At 65.3% G+C, this 18,754-nt stretch carries 13 protein-coding genes; 4 read left to right on the plus strand and 9 right to left on the minus strand.

Features of this window, described 5'->3' with window-relative positions:
• Positions 1-185: 185 nt before the first annotated feature.
• Together KHZ24_10200 and KHZ24_10205 are read right to left on the minus strand one after the other, a co-directional pair.
• Positions 186-1,877: an AarF/ABC1/UbiB kinase family protein gene (locus tag KHZ24_10200; protein ID MBS5451557.1), complete on the minus strand. Its 1,692-nt coding sequence runs from the start codon at positions 1,875-1,877 to the stop codon at positions 186-188.
• 9 nt (positions 1,878-1,886) lie between these two features.
• The gene (locus tag KHZ24_10205; protein MBS5451558.1) at positions 1,887-2,306 is read right to left on the minus strand and encodes a hypothetical protein; all 420 of its coding nucleotides are present in this window, start codon (positions 2,304-2,306) and stop codon (positions 1,887-1,889) included.
• A 254-nt stretch (positions 2,307-2,560) separates the two neighbouring features.
• On the opposite strand from KHZ24_10205, the gene KHZ24_10210 reads away from it, so the two are divergent.
• Both KHZ24_10210 and KHZ24_10215 read left to right on the plus strand, forming a co-directional pair.
• On the plus strand, positions 2,561-2,851 hold the full coding sequence (locus tag KHZ24_10210) for a type II toxin-antitoxin system Phd/YefM family antitoxin (protein MBS5451559.1): 291 nt from the start codon (positions 2,561-2,563) through the stop codon (positions 2,849-2,851).
• Entirely contained in the window at positions 2,851-3,156 is a 306-nt protein-coding gene (locus tag KHZ24_10215) for a hypothetical protein (protein MBS5451560.1), read from the plus strand. Before KHZ24_10210 ends, KHZ24_10215 begins: the two co-directional genes overlap by 1 nt.
• Before the next feature lie 236 nt (positions 3,157-3,392).
• On the opposite strand, the gene aspS is transcribed toward KHZ24_10215, so the two are convergent.
• The 3 genes from aspS to KHZ24_10230 form a co-directional block, all read right to left on the minus strand.
• A complete protein-coding gene (gene aspS / locus KHZ24_10220) occupies positions 3,393-5,171 on the minus strand; it encodes an aspartate--tRNA ligase (protein ID MBS5451561.1) in 1,779 nt (592 codons plus the stop codon).
• Between the two features lie 389 nt (positions 5,172-5,560).
• Positions 5,561-6,199, minus strand: coding sequence for a DUF47 family protein (locus tag KHZ24_10225; GenBank protein ID MBS5451562.1), 639 nt, complete (start codon positions 6,197-6,199; stop codon positions 5,561-5,563).
• A gap of 78 nt (positions 6,200-6,277) precedes the next feature.
• A complete protein-coding gene (locus KHZ24_10230) occupies positions 6,278-7,315 on the minus strand; it encodes an inorganic phosphate transporter (protein ID MBS5451563.1) in 1,038 nt (345 codons plus the stop codon).
• A gap of 755 nt (positions 7,316-8,070) precedes the next feature.
• Here KHZ24_10230 and KHZ24_10235 point away from each other — a divergent pair.
• A complete protein-coding gene (locus KHZ24_10235) occupies positions 8,071-11,028 on the plus strand; it encodes an insulinase family protein (protein MBS5451564.1) in 2,958 nt (985 codons plus the stop codon).
• Positions 11,029-11,263: 235 nt separating this feature from the next.
• Here KHZ24_10235 and nrfD read toward each other — a convergent pair whose 3' ends face one another.
• The 4 genes from nrfD to KHZ24_10255 all read right to left on the minus strand — a co-directional run bounded on the left by nrfD (position 11,264) and on the right by KHZ24_10255 (position 15,854).
• Complete coding sequence (nrfD, locus tag KHZ24_10240) at positions 11,264-12,226, minus strand: polysulfide reductase NrfD (GenBank protein MBS5451565.1); 963 nt, start codon at positions 12,224-12,226, stop codon at positions 11,264-11,266.
• A gap of 7 nt (positions 12,227-12,233) precedes the next feature.
• Positions 12,234-12,773 (minus strand): 4Fe-4S dicluster domain-containing protein, encoded by a 540-nt coding sequence (locus KHZ24_10245; protein MBS5451566.1) that lies wholly within the window; start codon positions 12,771-12,773, stop codon positions 12,234-12,236.
• On the minus strand, positions 12,773-14,842 hold the full coding sequence (locus KHZ24_10250; protein MBS5451567.1) for a molybdopterin-dependent oxidoreductase: 2,070 nt from the start codon (positions 14,840-14,842) through the stop codon (positions 12,773-12,775). The genes KHZ24_10245 and KHZ24_10250 overlap by 1 nt, the downstream gene beginning before the upstream one ends.
• A 172-nt stretch (positions 14,843-15,014) precedes the next feature.
• Positions 15,015-15,854 carry a 4Fe-4S binding protein gene (locus KHZ24_10255; GenBank protein MBS5451568.1) on the minus strand — a complete coding sequence of 280 codons (840 nt, stop codon included), beginning with the start codon at positions 15,852-15,854 and terminating at the stop codon, positions 15,015-15,017.
• A gap of 434 nt (positions 15,855-16,288) precedes the next feature.
• Here KHZ24_10255 and KHZ24_10260 point away from each other — a divergent pair, with 434 nt between their 5' ends.
• A complete protein-coding gene (locus tag KHZ24_10260) occupies positions 16,289-18,601 on the plus strand; it encodes an aldehyde ferredoxin oxidoreductase (GenBank protein ID MBS5451569.1) in 2,313 nt (770 codons plus the stop codon).
• The last annotated feature ends 153 nt before the right edge of the window (positions 18,602-18,754 follow it).

Below are 18,754 nucleotides of genomic sequence, written 5' to 3' on the forward strand. Positions count from 1 at the left end.
TAGCTTTTGTTAACTGCGTTAAGTTAGTACGTGCTTACTGGCACGTAAAGTGCCGCTCGCCTAAAAAGTAGCCAAAGGTAACTTGAGACGTGAGAAACAATAAGTTCTCCAAAGAAAACAGCCCGCCGATCCAACAGGATCAGCGGGCCGGTAACGGTAGCGCCGAAGAAGCCCCTCACGCGCCGCTAGTCGCGCGGGGGCTTCTTCTCGCGCGCAATACCAACAATAACCCAAATTGAGAGCAGGGCGGCACCAACGTAGCCGAGAAATCCGAGGACCGGTACGCCGAAGACGAGCGGCTGGATGCCAGCGAAATACACGACGCTCGACCCGATGAACAGACCGGCGATGATGATGGACAGCGCCATGCGGTCGACCATGCGCGACAGGCGCCCGAGCGGCTCCTGCGAGCCCACGACCTCGGCGTTCACCTTGAGCTGGCCGCGTGTCAGCATGCGCATGGCCTCGCTGGCCTCCGCCGCCGTGCGCAGCTGCCCGTGCAGGGCGGCAGCCCCTTCGAGTGCAAGCTTCTTGAGCTCGTGACGCATGACGTCCTCGGCCGTATGCTCGCGCTTGATGTGGTCGCGAATGATCTGGATGACGTTGGCCGACGGCAGGTAGGCGCCCAGCACGCCCTCGAGCGTCATGAGGCCACGCGCCATCATCGTGACGGTCGGCGGGAGCACGACCTTGTTCTTACGCGCGAGGCCAATGAGCGAGAACAGCATGTTGCCCAGATCGAGGTCGGCGAGGTCGACGGTGCCGAACTCCTGCACGATGCCGTCAAGCTCGCACAGAAATGCCGCGTGGTCGATGCCCTCGACGTCACGCGAAATGGAAAAGCGCAGCAAGGCGTCCTTGAGCGCGTGGCTGTCGCACGAGCCGACGGCCGTCACGATGTCGCGCATGCAGCTGCGGTCATACGACGAGAGCCGCCCCACCATGCCCAGGTCGATGTAGATGATCTTGCCGCCCGACACGATGATGTTGCCGGGGTGGGGGTCGGCGTGGAAGAAGCCGTCGTCGAGCACCTGGGTCGCAAAGTTGTCGACGAGCTTCGTGCCGATCTCGGACAGGTCGTAGCCCGCCGCCTTGAGCCGGTCGGGGTGCTCGATGGAGATGCCGCTCACGTAGTCCATGACGACGACGTGCTCCGTGCACAGCTCCATGCGCGGCGCCGGGCAGTCCACGAAGACGCATGGGCGGTTGAGCTCGTGGAACTCGCGCAGGTTGCGCGCCTCCATGAGGAAGTCCGTCTCCTCGCGAAACGTGACCCACAGCTCCTCGACGACCTGCTTGAGGTCGATGATGGAGTCGCCCTTCACGAGGCGAGACAGGCGTCGGGCCAACATGCGCATGACGTCGATGTCGCGCGCCATCGTCTCCTGCACGTTGGGGCGCTGCACCTTGACGGCGACGTCGGACCCATCGAGTAGCTTGGCCCGATGGACCTGGGCCACGCTCGCGCTGCCGAGGGGCGTGGGATCGAGCTCGGCGAACACCTCGGGAAGCGGCCGGCCGTATTCTCGCTCGAGCGTCTGCGTCACGAGGTCGAACGGCATGGGCTCGACGTCGGTGCGCAACTTCGAGAGCTCATCACAGTAGCGCTGCGGCAGGATCTCGGAGCGCATCGAGAGGATCTGGCCGATCTTGACGAAGCTGGGGCCGAGCGCCTCGAGCAGGAGGCGAACCTTGGTGGGCGTCAGCTCGCCCTTGAACGCCCCCGCGTCACGCAAGATCTGCAGGATCTCCCGGATACGCCGGCGCCGGCCCGAGCCCGTGAGATTGTAGCGGGCGCGCTCATCACGCTCCTCCGTGCCGAGCACGCGATCGAGCAGGTTCGAGCGATCCGAGGCGTCCGAGGCAGAAGGTGCCATGCGTACGGGCTACCTGTTCTCGCCGGAGGCGTCGGCAGCGGGGACATCCGGGGTCTCGCAGGTGGATGGCTCCGTCCACGTGGGCGTGATGCCGGCGCCGGCCTGCTGCGCCTTTGCGGCGGCGCGGGCCTCCTGCTCCTCGTCGACCTGCGTGGCGACGCGCTGGACGGCCTCAACGAACTTGGCGCGCTCCTCCGGCGTCATGAGCTCGATGCGCGTCTTGAGCAGGCTCTCGCGCGCGTCAGCGGCGGCGTCGCCCACCGTGTGCGCGAGCTCCTTGTTGAGGTCGCGTCCGGCAGAGACCGCCTGCTCGCCGCGCTCGACGAGGCCGCTCATGACCTCGCCACCCTTCTCGCCGACGATGGACACGATGCCCACGCCGGCCAGGAACGTCTTGCGCAGCGCGTCACCCAACATCGAAGCAGCCATGAGAATCCCCCTTCATACGAGACGGCGCACCGCGCCCGCCCAGATGAGCGGCGCAGTGTAGGCCGAGGCAAACGGCGTACCCTCATTATGCCCCAGACGGGTTACAGATTAACGACAAGGCGGAAAGCCCCGGTGCTTGGAACGTGGGGCACATCAAAGATGGGCGAGTTGACGGCACGGGCCCGCAATCTCCTCAAGGTCGCTGTATACTTGCAGCGAATTCGCTGTTGATAATCCAGAGCCATGGAGGAAGCATGCCCGCGATAAAGCCCTTGTCGGAGTTCAGCCGCAACCAGACGGCCGTCATCGATGAGCTTTCCGAAACCGGCGAGCCCATGTACCTTACCCGCAACGGGAGCGCCTGCGTAGTCGTAATGGACGCGGGGGCGTTCGATGAGGCGATGCGCTTTCGTGACGAGCTCCGGGAAAGGGAGATGCGCATCAAAGAGGGTATAGAGCGGGGAATGCGGGAGATCGCATCCGGTGAGTGCGTGGACGCCGAAGAAGCGGATCGAAAGATACGGGCAGCAAGGGGATGGCTTTAATGGAATGGAAAGTCGTCTATGCCCGATCGGTCGTCGACTTCATGGCGACGAGGATAGAGACGCGCCATGCCTACGAGAGGGTTGACTCCTACCGAAAGATCCTCGCGGCGTTTCCCTATGCTGGCGAAGAATACGACCCGTATTATGAGTCCGCTTCTCCCTCCGCGCCATGCCGCAGCATTTCCGTTCCAGGCACGCCGTTCACCCTCTATTACGGTCTCGACGAGTCGGCACGCGTCGTAAATGTATTCTCGATCGAGCACCAACGCATCGATCCACTAAGGCGTTTTTCCACGTCCGAGTGAGGGACGTCGCCAACATGAAAAACCTGCGGTTGCTGTAGTGCCCCAGATGCAAGGCGGGCCGGGGCGTAGCGTACTAGACGCTACGTAAGCCGCCCGGCAACGCCGCAGATAAAGCTCTTTGGGGCGCCTCTAGCACAGCGCGGCCTGCGGTTGCTGTAGTGCCCCAGATGCAAGGCGCCGGGCAGCGTAGCGTACTAACGCTACGTAAGCCGCCCGGCAACGCCGCAGATGGGGTGCTACAGCAAGCGCAGGGAGACTTCCTTGAGCTGCTTCGTCGTAACCGGCGACGGCGCGGCCGTCATGGGGTCGCCACCGGAGGACGTCTTGGGGAACGCGATGACATCGCGGATGGACGCGCTGCCCGTCAGCAGCATGCACACGCGGTCGAGGCCCATGGCGAAGCCGCCGTGCGTCGGCGCGCCGTACTCGAGCGCCTCGAGCAGGAAGCCGAACTGCGCCTTGGCGCGCTCCTCCGTGAAGCCCATGGCCTCGAGAACACGCATCTGCAGCGCCGCGTCGTGGATACGCAGCGTGCCGCCGCCGCACTCGTAGCCGTCCATGACGAAGTCGTACGAGTAGCTGCCCACGCTCAGCGGATCGGTCTCGATGAGGTCGAGGTCGCCCTTGGGCAGCGTGAACGCGTGGTGCTCGGCGCTGATGCGCTTCTCGTCCTCGTCGTACTTGAACATCGGAAAGTCGACGACCCAGAGGAAGTCGTGGCCCGTGCGCTCGATGCCCAGCGCATCCGCCATGTGGGAACGCATGCCACCCAGGATCTCGTCGGCCTTCTTGCGACCCTCGGCCGCGAACATGACGAGATCGCCCGGCTCGACCTGCGCGCGCTCGCGCAGCGTGGCCATCTCCTCGTCGGAGAAGAACTTAACGATGGGGCTGTTCGTGGAGCCGTCGGGGCGGAACGCGATCCACGCGAGGCCCTTGGCGCCAAACTTGGAGGCGACGTCGGCCAGCTTGTCGATCTGAGCGCGCGGCCAGGCACCAGCGCCCTTGGCGTTGATGCACTTGACGACCATGCCCTCGGTGTTTGCTGCCGTGGCGAACACCTTGAACTTCGAGTCCTTAAATACGTCCGTCATGTCGACGAGATGCATGCCATAGCGCGTGTCCGGCTTGTCCGAGCCGTACGTGTCCATGGCCTCCCAGTACGGCATGCGACGGATGGGGGCCGGGAAGTCGACGCCCACCTTGGCGAATGCCTCGGTGAACACCTCCTCCATGCACTCGAGCACGTCGTCCATCGTGACGAAGCTCATCTCGAGGTCGACCTGCGTGAACTCAGGCTGGCGGTCGGCGCGCAAATCCTCGTCGCGGAAGCAGCGGGCAACCTGGTAGTAGCGCTCGACGCCGCCGACCATGAGCAGCTGCTTCAGGAGCTGGGGGCTCTGCGGCAGCGCGTAGAACGAGCCGGGCTGCAGGCGCGACGGCACGATGAAATCGCGCGCGCCTTCGGGCGTGGACTTCGTGAGGTCGGGCGTCTCGACCTCCATGAAGCCGCGGTCGTGCAGGGCGCTGCGCATGGCCCACGTGAACTGGTCGCGCACCTTGAGGCGGTTGAACATCTCGGGGCGGCGCAGGTCGAGGTAGCGCCAGCGCAGACGCGTCTCCTCCGCCGTCTCGATGCCGTCCTCGATCTGGAACGGCGGCGTCTTGGCCTTGTTGATGACCGTGATGCCCTTGACGAGCACTTCGACCTTACCGGTGGCGAGCTTGGGGTTGAACATGTCGGACGGACGGGAGCGCACGACGCCCGTGATCTCGATCGGCCACTCGGGACGGATCTCCTCGGCGGCGTGGAACGTGTCGGCGCCCGAGAGCTCGGGGTCGAACGTGCACTGCGTCAGGCCCTCGCGGTCGCGCAGGTCAACGAAGATGAGGCCGCCGTGGTCGCGGCGATGCTGCACCCAGCCGTCGAGCGTAACGGTAGCCCCGATGTCGGAGCTGCGCAGCTCGCCGCAGGTGTGGGTGTGCGTGGAGTGCTGGTTCAAAACGCTGGTCATGCAAGGCTCCCTTGTGGTCTGCACCGCCCCGTGTGCGATACGGGCGGCAATCCAACAGACGGCGGCGGATTCGCGTAGACGGCGCGCCCGCTGCCAACCGACGTCCCCGCGCGCCACCACACCCCCAGGTGGGAGCAGGCAAGCGCGACAGGCAGGCGCCCATCATACCCCCAACGACGCGCGGGCGAGCCCCCGACAGGACCCGCCCGCATGCATGGACGATAAGGACACACGCGCGATACACGCTCGCAATATAAAGCCGCCGGCCCAACGCCACCCAAGGGTAGCGGTCGCTGTGGTGCCCCAGATGCAAGGCGCCCGGCGGCGTAGCGTACTAAACGCTACGTAAGCCGCCGGGCAACGCCGCAGATGGAGTGCTGTAGCGGCTGCTACAGGTTTTTGATGGCGATGGTGCGCATAAGCGACGCCACATGCTCGCAGGCGTCGCAGCACTGCTCCATGTGCGAGAACATGCTGTTCCAGGCGATGAGGTAGGCCGCGGGACCGTCGGCGTGATTCACGAACAGATCGCGCTTCGACTCGATATAGAGATCGTCACCGAGGGACTCTTTGTCGTGAACGGCGGCGAGCAGGCGGTTGAGCTTCTTGGGCTTCTTGAACTCGCGGAACACCTTCATGGCCTCGAGCAGGGCTTCCGTCGACTCGCTGATGATATGGGCGACTTTGAGCGCGTTGGGGTGCAGCTCCATGATGTTGTACATGTAGAGGTGTTGCACGACTTCCTCGATGTCGTCCACGACGTCGTCGAGGTATTGCGCGAGCTCCGAGATGTCCTCGCGATCAAGCGGGGGCATGAACTCCTCGGCCAGGTTCGTCATGATGTCGTGATTGACGTTGTCGGCCTCGTTCTCGATGGCGTGCATCTCGGCCAGGCGGGCCATCCCCCAGCCCTCTTCCCGTGGGCGAAAGTCCTCGAGCAGGCCCACGAGCACCTTTGCCTCCTGGCAGGCGAGCTCGCTCTGCCGCTCAAACGCGTCGAAGTAGTCGAACCGGTGCTTCTTTGCCATGGCGCACATCTCCTCACGAGATAGGGTGTAACAAATAGGATCGCGCCGCCCCGGTCGAATCGGAGCGGCGCGATGCACTCACACGAACAGCTCAAACAGTTTTGCCAGCAAAAAGCCCATGAGGCCGCAACCGGGGAACGTGAGCACCCACGTCCATACCATGTCTTTGGCGACGCCCCACTTGACCGACGAGAACCGCTTTGCCGCGCCTACGCCCATGATGGCCGTCGTCTTTGTGTGCGTCGTGGAGACGGGCAGACCTGTGAGCGTCGAGAGCAGGATGCACAGCGAGGCGGCGAGGCTGGCGGCAAAGCCTTGGTACTTCTCGAGCTTTGTCATCTCCATGGCCACGGACTTGATGATGCGCTTGCCGCCGATCGCCGTGCCCAGGCCCATCGTCAGCGAGCACATGAGCATGAGCCACATCGGGAAGGCAACCCCCTCGCCCGAGATGCCAGCGTCGAGCAGGATGGCCGTCATCGCGATGCCGAGGAACTTTTGACCGTCCTGCGCACCGTGCATGAACGCAAGCAGGGCCGCCGCGCCGATCTGCGCGCCCGAGAAGAACGTCTCGGCCTTGTAGCGATCGACGGAGCGGAACATGGCCGCGAGCATCTTGGCCAGCAGCCAGCCCAGACCAAAGCCGAGCAGCGTCGACACGAACAGGCCGTAGATGACCTTCATCCACTCGCCGAGGTTCACGCCGGCCAGACCGCCCTGCAGGGCGATGGCCGCGCCGGTGAGGCCCGCGATGAGCGAGTGCGACTGCGACGTGGGGATGCCGAGCGCCCAGGCGGCGACGCCCCACACGATGATGGCGACCATAGCGGCGCACAGGGCCATGAGCGCACGCTGGCTGTCGCCCCCGAAGTTCACCATGTGGGAAATGGTGTCCGCCACCGCCGTCGAGATGGCCGTCATGACGACAAGGCCCAGGAAGTTGCAGACCGCTGCCATGGCGATGGCGGCACCCGGCTTCATGCAGCGCGTCGATACGACGGTGGCAATGGCGTTGGCCGCGTCCGTCGCCCCGTTGACGAGGATGACGGCGAGCACGAGCAGAATAACGACGAGCATGAGCGGGTTCGCGAAAAGCACGGTGATGGCGAGTTCCATGCGGGTCTCCCAAAGAGCGCGGGCCTTTGAGAGGCGCCGCAAGCGACGCGTCATGTGCCCTGAGCTATTTACGATGCGCTTACCTTTACCTGACACGCTCCTGCCATCGCATTGTAGCGCCGCGCCGCCCTGCCAAAACCTCCGCCCGCCGAATGGCAGCCCACCGCCGCCGTGGCGCACGGCAGGCACAAAAAGAATCGTCATAGACGCGTACTACCGAACGAAGTAAGGGCGCGCACAGGATGATTCGGAAGGAGGTGATTACCACCTCCGAAACCAAATGGTGCCGAGGGCTGCTCCCCTCGGCACCATAAGAAAACCGCGTCGCCCGATAGCATGACTTGGAGGTAACCGCCTTTGAGTTGTGCGGGCTTCCGCTAGCCATAGTGTAGCAGGGCGGGCGCCGCACCATGCACGGCGTTGCGGCGTTCGCCCCATTTGTCCATGTTCTCCTAGGCTATCCACTCCCCGGGCTTTGCCACCACGGGGATTGTGTAGTGAGGAGAGGCGACCGTGGCCAGCAGGCGCGGCGTGCGTGATGATTAGCGTGATTCTCTCCAGCTCAAAGCTGCATCGGGCCGCCACGCAGGCGCGCCCAGAAAGGAGCGTCTCACGTGACGTCGAACGAGACTCGTGTCCCAGAGCAGGCGCTTGCCTCTCACGAGCGTGGCGCCATCGCGGGCGTCGACCCGGCGCTCGACCCCACCGCTACGCCGGCCCCCATCGCCGAGCCCTCCCCCTCCCCGGCGCTCACCATGGGCCAGGAGCTGCACAACTTCGTCGTGCAAAGCGTCGAGCCCCTGCCGGAGATAGACGGCACCGCCTACGTGCTGCGCCACCAGGTGAGCGGCACGCCTCTGCTATGGCTCGCCAACGACGACGAGAACAAGGCGTTTGCCATCGCGTTCAAGACACCGCCGGCAGACGACACGGGCGTGTTCCACATCCTGGAGCACTCCGTGCTGTGCGGCTCGGACAAGTTCCCGGTCAAAGAGCCGTTCGTCAACCTGCTCAAGACGTCCATGCAGACGTTCCTGAACGCCATGACGTTCGCTGACAAGACGGTGTACCCCGTCGCGAGCACAAACGAGCAAGACCTGCTCAACCTGATGGACGTGTACATGGACGCCGTGCTACACCCGGCGCTCTACCGCAAGCGCGCCATCTTTGAGCAGGAGGGCTGGCACTACGAGCTCGATGCGCCCGACGCGCCTCTGCGCTACAACGGCGTCGTGCTCAACGAGATGAAGGGCGCCCTGGCCGACCCCGAGGACGTCTGCCTGCAGGCGCTGTCGCGCGCGCTGTTCCCCGACACAGCCTATGGCTTCGAGAGTGGCGGCAACCCGCGCGCCATCCCGCAGCTCAGCTACGAGAGCTACCTCGACACGCACGCGCGCCACTACAACCTCGCCAACGCCCACGTCGTGCTCTACGGCGACCTGAACGTCGAACGCGAGCTGGCGCTGCTCGACGAGGGTTATCTCTCCAAGGCGGCGCCCGCAGCCGAGAGCGCCCCGAACCCCCTGCTCGAGCAGGCGCCCGTCGTGAACCTCGACGTCGTGCAGGCAATGGACACGACGCCCGAAAACGCCACCGTCATGGTGGGCTACGTTCTGGGCAGCTTCCGGCAGCGCACGCGCATGCTCGCGGCCGACGTGCTCGTCGACGCGCTCATGGGCTCCAACGAGGCCCCGCTCAAGCGCGCCTTACTCGACGCCGACCTCGGCAGCGACGTCGATGCCTTTCTCTACGACGGCCTGCTGCAGCCCTACGTCGTGTTCGAGCTGCGCGGGGCCGACGAGGGCGTCGCCGAGCGCTTCCGCACCGTGCTCGAGGACACCGTGCGCGGCTTCGTCGAGAACGGCCTGCCGCGCGCAAACGTCGAGGCGTCGCTCGAGTCCGTCTCGTTCAGCCTGCGAGAGCGCGAGTTCGGCTATGCCGACGGCGTGGCGCTGGCCGTCTCGGCCATGACGGGCTGGCTGTACGACGAGGACATGCCGACGGCCTACCTGCGCTTCGAAGACGCCCTGGCCGAGCTGCGCACAGGCCTGGACACCGGCTATTTCGAGGACCTGCTGCGCGAGACAATCCTTAACAGTAACCATAAGGCTCAAGTTGAGCTGCGTCCTCTGAATGAGGGTGAGGCTACGCCGGCCGACGAGGAGATCGCCGAGCTTGTGCGCATCAAGGAAAGCTTGACCCCCGAGCAGGTGCAGGCCGTCATCGACGAGACGGCCGAGCTGCACCGCCTGCAGGGCCTGGCCGACACGCCCGAGCAGCTGGCAACGCTGCCGGCGCTCACCCGGCGCGACCTGGGCGAGCCCCGTCCCGAGCCGCAGGCCATCCTTATGGAGGACACACCACTGCCCTGCCTGTACCACCCGCTACCCACGAACCGCATCAACTACGCCTACCACTACTTCGATCTGTCGCACCTCACGTGGGACGAGCTGCCCTACGCGACGCTCATCGCCTCGCTGCTCGGCAAGATGGCGACGCGCCGCCACAGCGCAGCCGAGCTCGACACGCTCATCGAGGAGAAGCTGGGTCGTCTGACGTTCCAGAACATCGTGCACCTCGACGTCGAAGCCGGCGAGGCAACGCCGCGTATGGTCGTGGGCGTCAGCGCCATCGAGGAGAACCTGCTCGACATGGTGCGCATCCCGACGGAGGTGTGGGGCAGCACGCTGTTCGACGACGTCGAGCGCATCCGCACCGTGCTCCAGCAGCAAAAGCTCAACCTCGAGCAGTCGTTCGTCAACGCGGGCAACTCCTACGCGCTCGGCCGGGCGTACGCCTACACGGACGCGCCGAGCCTGCTCGCCCAGCACTTCGGCGGCGTGGACTACTACCGCTTCGCACGCGACCTGCTCGCCCGCTTCGACGACATCGCCGACGAGCTTCCCGCCACGCTGAGTGGCATCTGCAAGAAGATATTCGTGGGGCCGCTGTCGGAGGGACGCGGTGGCGTGCGCCACGGCGTGCGCAACGTGTTCCGCCACATCGCGCCGCTCACGAGCTTCACGGGCACGGAGCGTGCGTGTCGGCACTTCTGGGAGCTCGGCAACCTGCTCGGCCTCCCGACGCCGGCCAAGCGCGGCGCACTGGCGCTCGAGGTACCCGAGCCCCAGCTGTTGCGCGAGGCGTTCATCATCCCGGCGGACATCTGCTTCGTAGCAAAGACCGACGACGGCGCGCACACGCAGGCGGCGTTCTCGGGAGCGTGGCAGGTCGCGGCCCAGGCGCTCAACTACGGCTACCTGTGGGACGAGGTGCGTGTACAGGGCGGCGCGTACGGGTGCAACTTCCGTGTCAAGCCCGACGGAGGCATGGGCTTCTCGACGTATCGCGACCCGAACCTCGACGCGACGCTCGAGCGCCTCGACCGCGCCGGCGCGTGGCTGGCGGGCTTCGAGCCGAGCGAGAAGGAGATGACCGGCTACGTCGTGTCAACGGTCGCGACGCACGACGCACCGCAGAAGCCGCGCTTCGTCGCACGCCGGCAGGACACGGACTTCCTGACGCACCGCGACCCGCGCTGGCGCGACCTCATCCGCGCCCAGGAGCGCATGGCAGAGGCCGGAGACGTGCGGTCGCTGGCGCCGGCGCTGGGCCGCGTCGCTGAGCGCAGCGCCGTCTGCGTCTTCGGCTCGCGCTCCATCATCGAGAGCTCAACCGCCAACCTCGAGATCGTCGACCTCTTCGCCGAGTAAAGCAGACAGCCCGCAAAGCGCCGGCGCCCCTCCCCCCAAGCAAGGAGCGCCGGCGCCCTCCGGGCCCCGCGCGGAGCCGCACGCGCATGCGAAGGGGTCGGGACTATTGCTCTGGCGCAGTTCTGCAGCCGCGCTCTTCGCGGCGAAGCTGTTTGAGCACAGAGTAATAGTCCCGACCCCGACCACAAAGCGCCCCCAGGCTCCGCGCGGACCCCGGGGGCGCTCACCGAACGCTCTAGAACACGAAGCCTGCCGAGAATCCCGCAGGCAGCGCCGCCACGATGACGAGGTAGCGCAGGAAGAAGCCGCCCATCAGCACGAGGGCCTCGCTCACGAGCCCGGCGCCGAACACGACCGGCGTCTCGCCGCCCTTGTGGATGAAGAGCTCCCACGCCTCGACGAGCGTCGGCAGCACGAGACCGCCGCCACCCATGCACACCCAGAACAGCGGCGCCCACTGGCCAGCCAGAATGGAGACGACCGTCGCGTGCGCGTCGACGGAGTGGAAGTTCAGGATGAAGAACATCATGCCCAGCAGGATGATCTCCGTCACCGCCATGCCGAAGTGCATGTACTTGATCTTGACGATCCCCTCGGTCTCCTTGCGAGCGAAGATCATGCCGAACAGCACGACAGACGCGAAGCCGGTCGACAGCGCCGACACGAGGAACAGCACCGGCAGCAGCGGGTGGTTCCAGAGCGGGAACGTCTTGACGGCGCCAAGCAGCGCGCCCGTGTAGCCACCGACACACAGCGCGAAGAACATCCCGGCGATGTTCAGCCACTCCGGGAGCTTCACGCCCTTTTGCACGCGCTCGGGATGCTTCGTGGCAAACGCGCCGCCCGCCTTCGCACCGCGCATGCAGCTGTCGACGATCTCGACGATGAGCGCGATAAAGCCGATGATCATGAAGACGGCCAGGAACACGACGCCCCAGCTCATGACCGAGGTGTTGAGGTGGTCGAGCAGCAGGGCGAAGCGCCACGGATTGTGGAAGCCTGCGCGTGCGTCGAGCATCAGCAACGCCAGGCCGATGCACACCGTCACGATACCGATGATGCGGCCGATCTTGCGAACGCGCGCCGCCTGCGGGTAAAGCCAGCTGGCGATGCCCGCGGCGATGAAGGCGCCACCGCCCAGGCCGGCCAGGAAGAGGTACCACGCGATGATGGACCCCCATACGGGTTCGTACGTCATGTCAGTGTCACCTCACGTAGTAGATCTTGGACTGGGTGAGGTCACCGGCAAGGGGCTTGGCACCCGTAGCCGCGATCTCCTTCACGAGCTCAGAGTCAGGGTCGTCCAGGTCGCCGAACACGCGGGCACCCGTCGGGCACGCCTCGACGCACGTGCACATCGGGACGCCGCGCAGGGCCGACACCGTGCAGAAGCGGCACTTGTCGGGGACACCCGTCTCCTCGTTGACGATACGCGCGCCATAGGGGCAGGCGGCGACGCAGTACAGGCAGCCGATGCAGCGGCCGTGGTCAACGCCGACGATGCCGTCCTCGCTCGTAAACGTCGCGTGTGTCGGGCACACGGCCTCGCACGGGGCGTCGACGCAGTGCATGCACTGGTGCGGCACGAACTCAACAGAGGCGTTGGGATAGCTGCCGTGCTCGACATCGGTGAACTTGACAAAGCCCTCGTACGGCTCCAGATCGTTTTGGCTCTGGCAGGCCGTACGGCAGGTGTAGCAGCCGATGCACTTCTTCGTGTTGATCAGCATTCCGTAGGAGGCCATCAGTTACCAGCTTTCGTGATCGTCGCCGCGACGGCCGTCGTCAGAGGTGAGCCGTACCCGGCCTCGAATCCCTCGTCAGCCAGAACGGCCGCGCTCGTCTTCGTCTCGCCGGAGTCGTCGTCAACCGTGCCGTCAAAGCCACGCACCAAGGCGATGGCGCCCTCCATGACGCGATCGGTCACGAGCGCCGTGCCTTCCTGCGCTCCGCTGGCCGTGTTCACGAGCACTTTGTCGTAGCTCTCTATGCCGGCAGCGGCCGCGTCGCTCGGGTTGACCCAAACGCGCCACAGCTTGTAGGCGCTTGCGATGGCAGCGAGCCCGGGGCAGGCGGCCGTCGCGGCGCCCGTCTGGGCAGGCGACGACATCGTGAACAGCACGACGCTCTGCCCCTGCGTGTTCGGCCGAGGATCGGCCCAGGAAGGCACCGCCGACAGGCCCGCGCCCGCGACCGTCGCGCTCGTCAGCTCGAACTTGCCGGACTTCGTAGCGAGTTCGGGCAGCTCGCCATAGGCGAACGTGTCGCCCGCGCGCGTCACAGAGCCCGCCTGGCGCAGGCTTGCCATGTCGAGGCCCGTGCCGTCGAGCAGGGCCATCGCGTAGTCGTCGACCGACGCGGTGAACTTGTCGCCGATGCCCGCGGCCTGGGCGATGCCCTGCACGATGGCGTCGACCGGCTTAGTCCCCTCGGCCGGGTCGACGACCTGGTCAGAGAAGGCCACAACAGGCACGGGAGCGTCGATGAACGCCGGCAGGCCAGCGAACTCGAGCTGGGCGGCAGCGGGAAGCACGTACATGGCGTTCTTGGCCGTCTCGCTCATGCGCGTGTCGATGACGACAGACAGCGCCATGCTCGACACGGCGTCAGCCATGACGCGCGAGTTACCCCCGTCGAGCACGGGGTCAACGCCAAAGAAGAAGCCTGCGTTTGCCAGCTTGTTCGCCAGCACGTAGCTCGCCGCGCCGACGCCCTCAGGCGCAAGCGGACACGACTGACTGCCGAGCAGCTCGCCCTCGGGCCGAGCGACGGCAAGATCCTCCGGAAGCTCGCCGGGCGTGATGGCGCGATAGAGCAGCGCGCCGCCCTTCTGGTTCCAGACGCCGAGCAGCGTGTTGACGATGGCAACCATGCGCGCCGTCTCGCCCGAATTAGGCAGGCCGGCAGCGAACGCGCCGTCTGCGACGATGGCACACGCAGGCTTTGCCTCAGCGAACACGTGAGCCAGGCGTGAGACGTCGGAGCTGTTCACGCCGCATGTCTGCTCTACCCAGGCAGACGTGTATTGCGCGACGGCCTCCTTGAGCTCGTCGAAGCCCTCAACATTGGCCTTCACGAACTTCTCGTCGTACAGCCCCTCACTCACGAGCACGTTGGCAAGGCCGAGCAGCACGGCAAGCTCGCAGCCAGACGGCACGGCCAGCCACTCGTCGGCGTGAACGGCGATGTTGTCGCGAATGGCGCTGGCGACAACGACGTGCGCCCCGGCGTCATGAGCGTCCTGCACCTGCTTGACTTGGGCGGGTGACATGCCGTTCTCGCTCGTGCCCAGCACGAGCAGGGCAGCGCAGCTCTTGGCGTCGACGTCCCAGCCCGTGATGCCCTCGCCGAGCACCTGCGCGTAGCCGGCGAGCTTCGACGGCTCGTAGCACGCAGCGTCGCCGAAGCTGTTCGGCGAGCCAAGCGCGTACATGAGGCGCGTCGCGAAGAAGGCGGCCGTCGGCTCGTTCGTGTGAAACGCCGCAAACGTCTGGGCGCCGTATCCCTTCGAGATGTCGGCGAGCTTCTGGCCGATCTCCCCGAAGGCGTCCTCCCAGCTGATGTCCTCGTACTCTCCGTTTTGCGCACGGCGCTTCGGCGACGTCAGGCGCTGGGGGTCATAGGCCATCTTGCTGAACGAGTAGCCACGGGCGCACAGGCTCCCCTTCGTCGAGGGGTGCGTCGTGTTGGCGATGAGCTTCGATATCTTGTTGTCCTTGACGTAGGCCGTATAGGCGCAGAGATGCGGGCATGCGGTACACAGTCCGTTTGCCGTCCCGTACGTGGGCTCGTCATCGAAGTGCTCGCTGTACACATACGGCTTCGAGCATCCCGAAAGGCCCGCGCTTCCAGCCGCGACGACAGCGGCAACTCCCGCACTCCCTGCCAGAAATCCCCGCCTTGAGATAGCGTTTTCTGACACTGTTCGTTCCTCTCCAGAAATCCACCTGTTCCATGGTCCTCAGGCGACCATGCACGGGATGCGACTACTTCTTGTCCTTCTCCTGCGAGTAGTCGACCTTGGCCGCCAGCTCGTCGGAGCCCTGCTGGAGCTCCTCGGCGGTGAACAGGCCCGTCGTCGTCACGAGGCCCTTGTCGATGGCCTCCTGCGCGATGTCCTTCCAGTCAACGAAGCGAATGGCACCGTTGGGGCACTGCTGAGCGCACCTGCCGCAGGCGATGCACTTGCTCGACACGCCCGTCTCGTGGTCGAGGCGCGGCATGTTCCAGGGGCACGCGTCGTGGCACATGCCACAGCCGATGCAGACGTTCGGGTCGATGACGCGCGCGCCGGACTTGGGGTCGGCGCCGATGGCATGCACGGGGCACACGGCGACGCACCAGGCGTCCTTGCACTGCTTGCAGTGCTCGACCGTGAACTCGCAGTTGCCGAAAATACCGTCGCCTGAGTCGCTACCATGACCGTAGTTATAGTTACGCCACACCTGGACGCGCGCACTGTTGTGGCTGGCGCGGCCGTCGTTGCGCAGCGTGCACATAAGCTCACAGCGCTGGCAGCCCGAGCAGCGAGCGCGATCCGTGACGATGAGCTTCTGCGGGGTAACCTGAAGCGTGATGCGGCCGTTCTCGACGGAATCCTCGACGACGCCCCACTTCGAAAGCACGCCTCCGGCAACGAGGCCCGCTATGCCGGCAACGGCAGCGATGCCCACGCCGCCCGCGACGACCTGACGACGCGTAAAACGCTTCTCGTTGGCCTTGGCCTTCTTGGCGACGTCAGCTGCGGGCGCAACGGGAGCGCCCTGCTTCGGAGCCGCGGCTGCAGGAGCTCCCTTCTGCGGGGTCTCCTTTTCGTTCTCAGCCATCCGATTCGTCCTCTCTCCATTATCTCCGTACGTGTCTGATCACAGGGGGATGCAGTCGATCAGGCTGTATGGCGAGAGAATCGCGAGACCCGCGCGCTCGCCGGCGCCCTCCTCCCAGAGGGGCTCTCTGCCAGCGAACGTATCGCGTCCCGCGTGCCCATTCCCTCGCCCTCGCGCACGCTCTGCATAGTGGATTTCTCGGAAAAGATGCCGTCACCTGTTTGAGGTCAGCGTCAAAAAACGCGCAAATATCGGGCGATCACCTAAAACAGGCGTGCCTCCTTCTGTGATGGTTTTGACGCCGACCTCAAAGAGGGCATTTCTCGCAAACGCGCCCGCGACATACTCCGGGACGTTGCAGTTGCACGGCCTTGCCCGGCCATGGCTTCGCGCGCACGAGGACACAGCAGCTGGAGGATTTGGAGAGTAAGGACATGGCAGATTCCAAGGTTTCGTACGGTTGGACGGGCAAGATGGCCCGCGTCAACCTCACTACGGGACAGATCACAACCGAGTCCACCGAGCCGTACGAGAAGTTTGTCGGCGGCATGGGCCTCGGCAACAAGATCATCTACGACGAGGTCGAGCCCGGTACGGACCCCTACTCCCCCGAGAGCAAGCTCGTCTACTCCGTCGGCCCCCTGACCGCGTCGGGCGTGCCGCTGGGCGGGCGTATGAACGTCACGTTCCTCTCCACGTTCACGAAGGACCACATGATCGTCGACGCGCACTGCGGCGGCATGCTGGCCCCTCGCATCAAGTTCGCCGGGTGGGACGCCATCATCGTCGAGGGCGCCTCGGACACGCCCGTGTTCATTCATATTAAGGACGACCAGATCACCATCGAGGACGCGACGCCCGCATGGGGCCTGGGCACCCGCGAGGCGACGGACGTCCTGACGCGCCTCACCTCGAACGAGGCGTGCGTCGGCACGATCGGCATCGCCGGCGAGAACCTGCTGCCCTATGCCGTCATGATGAACTCGCGCAACCACTCGGCCGGCGCCGGCCTGGGCGCCATCATGGGCTCGAAGAAGCTCAAGGCCATCGTCGCCGAGGGCTCCGGCTCCGTCTACGTCGCCGACCCCAAGAAGGTCGGCGAGCTCTCCGACTACATGATCTCGGAGATCATCGGCTCGAACAACAACCACGTCGTGCCCTCCACCCAGCAGGCGTGGGCCGAGTACTACGACGCCGGCTCGCGCTGGACGTCGCAGAAGGGCGGCGAGTGGGGCCTTGCCGAGGGCGGCGCCATCGACACGGGCAACCCCTTCGGCAAGGAGGGCGACGGCAACGAGCCCAAGCCCTACGAGCTCAACACGATGGGGTATCGTTGCTTCAAGTCGGTCAAGGACAACGGTATGGCCGCGGCCAAGTACACCATCAAGATGGACGGCTGCTTCAGCTGCCCGGTGCACTGCTACTCCGACCTGCGCGTCCCGACGCTGAAGAACTCGACGGGCTATGAGATCGCCGGCAACACGTGCGTGCCCGACTTCCCGTTCCTCTACATGCAGGGCATCCTCGGTAAGAAGCTCGAGGGCGACGACTACATCGTCTGGAACCTCACGATCGGCAACCTCGTCGACGAGCTCGGCCTGTGGTGCAACTACGCGCAGCTCTACCGCGACATCGCGCACTGCCACAAGGAGGGCATCTTCAAGCGTGTGCTGCCGGCCGATGAGTACGCGAAGTACAACTGGGACGGCCTCAACCCCGACACGTACGACCCCACGTGCATGGTCGACATCCTGACGGACATCGCCAAGAACGACTCGGAGATCGCTTACCTCGGCTACGGCCCGCTCGTCTGGTGCGAGCGCTGGGACGACATGGAGTGGTTCGATACGACGGCGTCGTGCCTCATCAACTACCGCGGTTGGCCCGTGCACCACGCCCACGAGTGCTACGGCCAGGTCGGCGCCGTGTACAACATGATGTTCAACCGCGACGACATGATGCACTCGGCCGTCAACATGCAGGGCTGCGGCCTGCCCATCGACATCAAGCGCGGCATCGCCAAGGAGACGTGGGGCGGCGATGACGAGCATGGCGAGTGGGCGTTGGACGAGGACAAGAACTACACGCCGATGAACGAGTACAAGGCCCGCTTCACGTGGTGGTGCCTCGTGACGGACGTGCTGTACAACGCGCTCATCCTGTGCAGCTGGGTGTGGCCGATGACCATGTCGCCGACGAAGCAGCGCAACTACCGTGGCGACCTCGACCTCGACGCCAAGTTCTACAACGCCGTCACCGGCAAGAACGAGACGACGGAGAGCCTGTACGAGGCCGGCGCTCGCATCCTGACGCTGCAGCGCGCCAGTGACGTGCGCGCGCAGAAGACGTACGACCTGCGCAGGAACCACGACGTGTACACCGACTGGCCCTTCACGAAGGACCCCGACATCGAGCCGTTCACGCCGGGCACGGACAAGATGGAGAAGACGGACTTCCAGCTTGCCCTGACGATGGTATACCGCCACTTCGGCTGGGACCTCAAGTACGGCTGCCCGACGCGTCGCTGCCTCGAGCGCTACGACCTCAAGGACGTCGCCGACGAGCTCGAGGGCCTCGGCCTGCTGCCGCCCGACGACGAGCAGACGAACGGCTACGAGTTCCCGCGCTCCTTCACGCCGGCCACGCCCGACGAGGCGCACGCCGCCAAGGAGCAGTGCCAGGCCGTCGTCGACGCGCTCGACCCGTTCGAGGATCTGCAGAGCTATCGCGGCTCGAACGAGGCGTAAGGCGCGCGACAACGCGTAGAGCTTCCCGGATGTGATGGGGGGCGAGACCCGCGATGAACTGCGCCCCAAAACTTGGATGCTAAAATGAGGATACCCTAAGCGGCCTCCAGAAGGGCCTGCTCCCGGAACTCGACCGGGGTCAGGCCCTTCAGC

The organism is Coriobacteriia bacterium (assembly GCA_018368455.1).
In the GTDB taxonomy this organism is placed as follows: Bacteria; Actinomycetota; Coriobacteriia; order Coriobacteriales; family UMGS124; genus JAGZEG01.